Source organism: Microcystis sp. M53603_WE2, from assembly GCF_030065435.1.
In genome coordinates, this window is record NZ_JASJFF010000156.1 from 1 (window position 1) to 3,382 (window position 3,382).

Annotated in this window: 2 protein-coding genes; both read right to left on the reverse strand. The window is 47.8% G+C overall.

From position 1 onward, the window contains the following. On the reverse strand, positions 1-953 hold a 953-nt coding region (locus PX481_RS03535; protein WP_288093685.1), incomplete at its 3' end, for a TldD/PmbA family protein. A 235-nt stretch (positions 954-1,188) separates the two neighbouring features. Then, on the reverse strand, positions 1,189-3,382 hold a 2,194-nt coding region (carB, locus tag PX481_RS03540), incomplete at its 5' end, for a carbamoyl-phosphate synthase large subunit (RefSeq protein WP_288093684.1).

Sequence of the window (3,382 nt, forward strand, 5' to 3'; positions counted from 1 at the left end):
AGTCTTCCCACCAAAACCCCATCTTTAATTAACTGAGTCGTGGTTGCGGGGGTTCCCTCATCGTCATAAAAATAACTGCCCCGATGACCTTCCGGATAGGCCCCGTCAAAGATTTGCAGGTTATCTGGTCCAAAACGTTTGCCCATACTCATCACTTCCAAAAGGTCGGGATTTTCGTATAACATATCTGCCTCGGAAAGGTGGCCAAAAGCCTCATGGACGAACAGACCGGTTAAAATGGGATCGATGACGACGGTGTAAGTATCGCCCTTGACAGGGGGCAAAACTAGGGCTTGTACGGCACGTTTAGCCGACCCTTGCACCTGTTCTTCTAAATTGATCAGATCCTCGAAAGCTTTTCGGGATCCGGTGGTTTCCCGGCCTGTTTGTACACTGTCCCCATCTCTAGCGGTGGCCGAAAAACGCATTTCTAAGTCTGACCATTTTTGTTCGATTAAAGTCCCGTCAGAAGTGCCTAAAAGAATATGTTGACTGCTATCGCTGTAACGGACGGAAGTGGTGGCAATACTGGCATGATGTTGACGCAGTAAGTTATTATAGCGATCGCAGAGGGCTTTTTTATCGGCTAATGGTACTAAACGGGGATCCGTTCCTGTTAAAGGCAATTCACAACTAATAATTACAGGTTCTACTGGGGCAATCAGGGTTTCTTCTTCCCCAATTAAACGGGCAGCAGCGATCGCATCTTCTAATCGTTCCTGTAAACTGGATAATTGATTAAAGCTGGCAAATCCCCAACCTCCTTTATAACAGGCGCGTACCTGACCACCGATAGCAATACCTTCGCTGAGGGTTTCCACTCGTTCGGAACGTAGTAGAATATTCGTCCCCCGCGCTTCTTCCAGACGAATTGTCAGGAAATCGACGCGGTTTTTATAACGGTTAATCAGTTCACTAATCAGGTTTTTATAATCGTTTAGAGTATCGGTCATGGGAATTAGGAATTGGGGAGAAGGGTGTGGGGTGTGATGGGGAGATGGGGTGATGGGGTGTGGGGTGTGGGGAGATGGGGAGATGGGGAGATGGGGAGATGGGGTAGTGGGGAGATGGGGAGATGGGGTAGTGGGGTAGTGGGGCATTTGGCTGAAATTTCCCTAAACCCCTATATCCCCTTTCTAACTGATAACTGATAACTGATAACTGATAACTGATAACTGATAACTGAAATTAGGCGAGATAATCCTGTAAAGCTTTCACCTCTAAAGGTTGCGATTGCAGGGATTTTAAGGCCGCTACTGTCGCTTTTGCCCCGGCGATAGTGGTGATAATTGGTAACTTATAATCGAGGGCAGTACGGCGAATTTTTCGGCCATCGTTTTGGGATTCTTCACCACTGGGAGTATTGACAATAAACTGAATCCAGTCATTTTTGATCCAATCGACAACGTCGGGACGGCCTTCGTGAATCTTTAGCACTAAATCGATATTTTCGCAACCGTTTTCTAACAAAACTTTACGAGTTCCGGAAGTGGCGACGACGCGAAAACCGAGGGATTGCAGATCCTTAACCACGGGAACCATGGGGGTTTTATCGCGATCATTCATCGAGACGAAAACCGTCCCACTGGTGGCTAAAATCACGCCGGCGGCCATTTCTGCTTTAGCGAAAGCTTTGCCAAAATCGCTGTCAATCCCCATTACTTCCCCTGTAGAACGCATTTCTGGTCCTAGGAGAGTATCAGCACCGGGGAACTTCTGGAAGGGTAAAACCGCTTCTTTCACGGCAATATGACGGGGAATTGCTTCGCTGATGATACCCAATTCTGCTAGGGTTTTGCCCGACATGACGAGGGAGGCAACTTTTGCCAGAGGAACTCCCGTTGCTTTGGAAACGTAGGGAACAGTACGACTAGCGCGGGGATTCGCTTCTAAGATATAAACTGTCTCCCCCTGCACCGCATACTGGATATTCATCAAACCGATTACTTTTAAAGCTTTCGCTAGTTCCACCGTCCATTGTCGAATTGTGGTTAAAACCGAGGCACTCAGGGACGTATGGGGGATAGAACAGGCAGAATCGCCCGAATGTACGCCCGCTTGTTCGATATGTTCCATTAATCCCCCGATAACTACTGTTCCCGTCGCATCTGACAGGGCATCCACATCCACTTCGATGGCATTTTCGAGGAATTTATCGATTAAAATCGGGTGATCCGGTTCTATCTGTACCGCATACTTCATATAGCGTTCCAATTCGCTATCGGAATAGACGATTTCCATCGCCCGACCGCCTAAAACGTAGGACGGACGTACTACCACAGGATAACCGATGCGTTTAGCCACTGCTTGGGATTCTTGGAAATTGCGGGCAATACCGTTGAGGGGTTGTCGGATATCTAATTCTCGGAGGATTTGTTCAAAACGTTCCCGATCTTCGGCGGCATCGATCGAATCGGGTGAAGTTCCCCAAATTTTGGTATTTACGGGACAATTAGGCGATTCTAAATATTTTTGCAGGGGAATCGCCAGTTTTAAGGGAGTTTGCCCACCGAATTGAATAATTAAACCCTCTGGTTGTTCCGCTTCGATGATATTTAAGACATCCTCTTTAGTCAGGGGTTCAAAGTAAAGGCGATCGCTGGTATCGTAATCGGTGGAGACAGTTTCCGGGTTAGAGTTAACCATAATCGTCTCAAAACCGGCTTGACTGAGGGAAAAAGCGGCATGACAACAACAGTAGTCAAATTCTATCCCCTGGCCGATGCGATTGGGGCCACCACCGAGGATCATCACTTTGCGTTTATCGGAGGGTAAAACTTCCGATTCTACCTGTTCGTAGGTGGAATAATAATAGGGTGTCAGAGCTTCAAATTCTGCCGCGCAGGTGTCCACCATTTTATAGACTGGAATAATACCCAAACCCTTGCGATAACTTCTTACTTCGTCCTCGCTGGTGTTGGTGGCGAAGGCGATTTGGCGATCGCTAAAACCCTGTTGTTTAATAGCGAATAAGTCCTCTTTGCCGAGACTTTTCAGGGGAGTTCGTTTGAGGAACTTCTCGGTTTCCATCAAATCGGCCAATTTATCGAGGAACCAGGGATCGATCCCGGTTAGTTCGTGGATTTCCTCCCCATTCATGCCCAATTTAAAAGCATGGTAGATACTATAAACCCGTTCGGGGTTAGGTGTCCGCAAACCAGCCCGGACTTCCGAGAGGGGGGGGAGAGTTTCGATTTTATCGCAACCAAAGCCAAAACGGCCCGTTTCTAGGGAGCGAAGTGCTTTTTGAAAGGATTCTTGGAAAGTTCGACCGATAGCCATGGCTTCCCCGACGGATTTCATCTGGGTGGTTAGAATCGGTTGGGAGCCGGGGAATTTCTCGAAGGCAAAGCGAGGAATTTTGGTGACGACGTAATCGATA